7 protein-coding genes and 1 pseudogene are annotated in these 3,881 nt (G+C 61.7%); 7 read left to right on the top strand and 1 reads right to left on the bottom strand.

The features are described 5' to 3' along the window. Window positions 1–260, top strand: a pseudogene (locus tag EN991_RS26750) (hypothetical protein); the annotation flags it as partial. Then, a complete protein-coding gene (locus EN991_RS26745) occupies window positions 260–601 on the top strand; it encodes a DUF6105 family protein (protein ID WP_013531791.1) in 342 nt (113 codons plus the stop codon). The pseudogene EN991_RS26750 and the gene EN991_RS26745, both read left to right, overlap by 1 nt. On the opposite strand, the gene ruvX is transcribed toward EN991_RS26745, so the two are convergent. Beyond that, window positions 519–1,025: a Holliday junction resolvase RuvX gene (gene ruvX, locus EN991_RS26740; RefSeq protein ID WP_013531790.1), complete on the bottom strand. Its 507-nt coding sequence runs from the start codon at window positions 1,023–1,025 to the stop codon at window positions 519–521. The two genes, EN991_RS26745 and ruvX, sit on opposite strands and share 83 nt — an antisense overlap. 122 nt (window positions 1,026–1,147) lie before the next feature. Between ruvX and EN991_RS26735 the strand changes: the two genes are divergently transcribed. The 5 genes from EN991_RS26735 to EN991_RS26715 all read left to right on the top strand — a co-directional run. Then, window positions 1,148–1,855, top strand: coding sequence for a metal-dependent hydrolase (locus EN991_RS26735; protein ID WP_013531789.1), 708 nt, complete (start codon window positions 1,148–1,150; stop codon window positions 1,853–1,855). Window positions 1,856–1,879: 24 nt separating this feature from the next. Next, complete coding sequence (locus EN991_RS26730; RefSeq protein WP_082827391.1) at window positions 1,880–2,296, top strand: hypothetical protein; 417 nt, start codon at window positions 1,880–1,882, stop codon at window positions 2,294–2,296. A 130-nt stretch (window positions 2,297–2,426) separates the two neighbouring features. Then, window positions 2,427–2,714 (top strand): Asp-tRNA(Asn)/Glu-tRNA(Gln) amidotransferase subunit GatC, encoded by a 288-nt coding sequence (gene gatC / locus EN991_RS26725; RefSeq protein WP_013531787.1) that lies wholly within the window; start codon window positions 2,427–2,429, stop codon window positions 2,712–2,714. A gap of 8 nt (window positions 2,715–2,722) precedes the next feature. Beyond that, window positions 2,723–3,178, top strand: a complete 456-nt coding sequence (locus EN991_RS26720; protein ID WP_013531786.1) for a GNAT family N-acetyltransferase — start codon at window positions 2,723–2,725, stop codon at window positions 3,176–3,178. Further along, window positions 3,178–3,881, top strand: a 704-nt coding sequence (locus tag EN991_RS26715; RefSeq protein WP_245461085.1) for an amidase, incomplete at its 3' end; no start/stop codon positions are given. The genes EN991_RS26720 and EN991_RS26715, both read left to right, overlap by 1 nt.

The following is a 3,881-nucleotide window of genomic DNA, read 5'->3' as shown; positions in this document are numbered from 1 at the left end:
TGATCGTCATCGGGGGTGCGGCGCAAGGCATAAACGGGCTGTTCATGGCTGTTGCCGTGCAGCTGGCAGCACTTCTGGCATCCTATGGCGCCATGCTTGCCGAACGGCGGTCCGTGGTTGCGGCAGCGGCTTCGGGCGAAGGCGAGATCCATGCCGTCGCGCACGGCATGGCAAAAGCCGCAGCCCACAATTCGCTGCTTTCACTCATATCAGGCCGAACGGTGTCCAAAACCGGCTCCAATCCCAGGGGAGGCCGCTGATGCGCTACATCTTCGGATTCTGGGCGGCGCCGATGGCGATTTTCTGGGGCTGGTTCTATCTGTCGGCCAATGACATCAATTTCGGCTACGCGATGCTCAGCCGCCAGATGCACGACTTCTTCTTCCAGCTCTACGGTCAGATGCTCGGCATCGATCCGGCGATCATCCCCGGCATGGTGGCGAAGACGTGCGTCTTCGACGGGTTGCTGCTGATGGCGCTTTGGGCATTCCGCCGTCGCCGCGAAATCGCCGGCTGGGTCAGACAGCGCTGGGCGGGTCCGGTTCCGTTCGAGCGGATGCGTGGAGCGACTGAAGCCGGTCCAAAACTCCCTGCAGAATAAACGCGGCTGCCGCCGAATCGATCTTACCGGCGCGCTTGCGGCGCGAGAAATCCATCTCGATCAGCGTCCTTTCGGCCGCGACCGTCGATAGCCTTTCATCCCAGAGCACGAAGGGCAGGTCGCTCATTTGTGCCATGTTACGGACGAAGGCGCGCGATTTCTGCGCACGCGGACCTTCCGAGCCGTCCATGTTGATCGGCAGCCCAATCACCACGGCGCCGGCATTCTCCTTTTGTAGCAAGGCGAGCAGCACCGCCGCATCGAGCGAAAATTTCCTTCGCATGATGACCGGACGCGGATGGGCGAAGGAAAACCTCTGGTCCGAGACCGCGACGCCGATCGTCTTGTCGCCGAGGTCAAGCCCCGCCAGCGTCTTACCGCCGGCTAACCGCGCCGGCAATTCTTCGATCGTGATAATGCCCACCGGCCGTCCTTCGCCTTTCACCACCAGGTGTTTTGTCAAACGCGTGGCGGACAAGTAACCCTTTGATCTCGGGGCCACTGGCGTTCTATCCTTTGGCAAGTCAAAAATCGAGGAATGCATTCATGAAACTGACCTGGTACGGCCACTCGGCCTTTCGGATCGATACCGCTGATGCCAAGATCCTCATCGACCCCTATCTGATAGGCAATCCGTCATGGACGGGTGGCTGGGAGGGCCCGGCTGAGGGTGTCACGCATGTGCTGCTGACGCATGGCCACAGCGACCACATCAGCGGCGCGGTGGAGGTGCTCGGCAAAAGCGGCGCCCAGCTCGTCGCCAATTTCGAGATCTGCATGTATCTGGTCGGCAAGGGCGTCAGCGACAAGAAGATCAATCCCGGCAACATCGGCGGCACCGTCGATTGCGGCAGCTTCACCACCACTTTTGTCCAGGCGCTGCACTCATCCTCGTTCCCGGGCGAGGGCGGCCAGAACACCTATCTCGGCAATCCGGGCGGCCTCGTCCTGCATTTCCCGGAAGACAAAACGCTCTATCACATGGGCGACACCGACATCTTCTCCGACATGGCGCTGATCAACGAGTTGCATGAGCCGAAGATAGGCCTGGTGCCGATCGGCGACCGCTTCACCATGGGCGGCGCGGTGGCGGCACTTGCCTGCCGGCGCTTCTTCAAATTCGACACCGTGGTTCCCTGCCACTTCGGCACGTTTCCGATGATCGACCCGACCGCCGATAAGTTCGAGGCCGGCCTGGAAGGATCCGGTGTAAGGCTGGCGTTGCCGAAAATCGGTGAGACGATTACGATCTAGAAACAGCTAAAGTGGAATAAATCCATGGTATTGGGGCGATCTCTTTGCGTTTCGATGTTTGTCGCGGCGTCGCCCGCGCTCGCCGCGGATGATTTCATCGAAGGCGTCTATCTTCAGTCCGAAGAGCTTTGCACGCAGGCCAAAAAGGACACGCTGCAAACGCTGATCGACGCCGGCAACATCGTGCTTTCGGCGCACGGCCTGCAGAGCGTGGAATACAATTGCGAGTTTCTGCAGGTCAGCAAGGCGACCGCTTCGCCGAGTTGGGCGGTGACGGCCATCTGCCAGGAACCGGGCTATGTCTTCCCAGATGTCCTCTCGGTGACGCAAATGAATGAGAAGCAGATCGATCTCGTGTCGGTCCGGCCCGTCAACGACGAAAGCGAAGCAAGCGGCAACAGCGGCAGCTACTATTTGTGCGAGGGCGTTGCCCTGCCGTAGACATCATCCTGTGCGTGGATCGATGGCCGAAGACTAGGCCGCCGCCGCAGCCTGGTCTCTCGCACGATGCATGTTGCGCAGCGCGCGCGGCGCCGCTATAGCCCGAACTGGTTTTCCCCGAGGCAAAAACATGTCCGTAGATCTTCAGACAGTGAAGCGCGTCGCGCATCTCGCCCGCATTGCAGTGAGCGAGGAAGATGCCGAACGGATGACCGGCGAGCTGAACGCCATTCTGGGCTTCGTCGAACAGCTGAATGAGGTCGATGTTTCCGGCATCGAACCGATGACCTCGGTGACGCCGATGGACATGAAGAAGCGTCAGGACGTTGTTACTGACGGCGGCAAGGCAGCTGACATCGTCGCCAACGCGCCGGCGACCGAAGAGAATTTCTTCCTCGTGCCGAAGGTCGTGGAGTAAACCGGACGATGGCAATCGACATCGCCATTGAAACGCCACTGCAGGACGACGTGCGCGGCCTGGTCGAGGAACTCAACCAGACCTTGCTCGAACTGACGCCGCCGGAGCATTGCTATCATCTGACGGTCGAGCAGATGGCTGGTGAGGACACGACTGTCTTCATCGCCCGCGACAACGGCATGGCCATTGGCTGCGGTGCGCTGAAACGCCATGACGGCGCTGTCGGCGAGGTCAAGCGCATGTACACGCGGCCCTCGCATCGCGGGCAGAAGATCGGCGCGAAAATCGTCGAGCAGGTCGAGGCGCTGGCGCGCAACGAGGGGCTGAAGCGCCTGGTGCTGGAGACGGGCGACCGTCACCCCGCGGCGTGGACCGTCTACGAACGCGCCGGGTTTTCGCGTTGCGGCCCGGTGCTGGATTATCCCGATTCCGAGTGGTCGGTGTTTTACGAAAAGAGCCTTTGATGAGCGACCTGACCCAGCTGACGATTTCACAGGCCCGCGGCAAGCTGCACGGCAAGGAAATCACCGCGACCGAGATCACCGAGGCCTATCTCTCGGCCATCGATCGCGCCAATCCCGCGCTCAATGCCTATGTCGCGGTGACAGGCGACAAGGCGCGCGACATGGCCAAGGCGTCCGACGCAAGGCTGGTCAAGGGCGAGGGCGGTGCGCTGGAAGGCATCCCGCTCGGAATCAAGGACCTGTTCGGCACCGAAGGCGTCCATACGCAGGCCTGCAGTCATGTGCTGGACGGGTTCAAGCCGCGCTACGAATCGACCGTTACGTCAAATCTGTGGGCCGACGGCGCCATCATGCTCGGTAAACTCAACATGGACGAGTTCGCCATGGGCTCGTCCAACGAGACGTCCTACTATGGCCCGGTCATCAATCCGTGGCGGCGCTCGCGCCTAGACACGGTGGTGATGCCGACGATGCATCAGGGTGATGGCGGCTTCGTCTCGGCCGGCGGCACCAGGACCGCGCGCAGCCTGGACAATGCGCAGCTGGTGCCGGGCGGTTCTTCCGGCGGTTCGGCAACCGCAGTGTCGGCCTTCCTGTGTGCCGGCGCGACCGCGACGGATACTGGCGGCTCGATCCGCCAGCCGGCCGCCTTCACCGGCACGGTCGGCATGAAGCCGACCTATGGCCGCTGCTCGCGCTGGGG

The sequence above is a fragment of the Mesorhizobium sp. M7A.F.Ca.US.005.03.2.1 genome, assembly GCF_003997795.1.
GTDB classification, from domain to species: domain Bacteria; phylum Pseudomonadota; class Alphaproteobacteria; order Rhizobiales; family Rhizobiaceae; genus Mesorhizobium; species Mesorhizobium ciceri.
Note: the sequence above shows the minus strand (reverse complement) of the source record. Positions and strands in the feature narration are given on the sequence as shown.

Bases quoted from the DNA above. Each gene is read 5' to 3' on its own strand.
- EN991_RS26745 (WP_013531791.1), top strand. From the start codon at position 260: ATGCGCTACATCTTCGGATTCTGGGCGGCGCCGATGGCGATTTTCTGG.
- EN991_RS26735 (WP_013531789.1), top strand. From the start codon at position 1,148: ATGAAACTGACCTGGTACGGCCACTCGGCCTTTCGGATCGATACCGCT.
- EN991_RS26730 (WP_082827391.1), top strand. From the start codon at position 1,880: ATGGTATTGGGGCGATCTCTTTGCGTTTCGATGTTTGTCGCGGCGTCG.
- gatC (WP_013531787.1), top strand. From the start codon at position 2,427: ATGTCCGTAGATCTTCAGACAGTGAAGCGCGTCGCGCATCTCGCCCGC.
- EN991_RS26720 (WP_013531786.1), top strand. From the start codon at position 2,723: ATGGCAATCGACATCGCCATTGAAACGCCACTGCAGGACGACGTGCGC.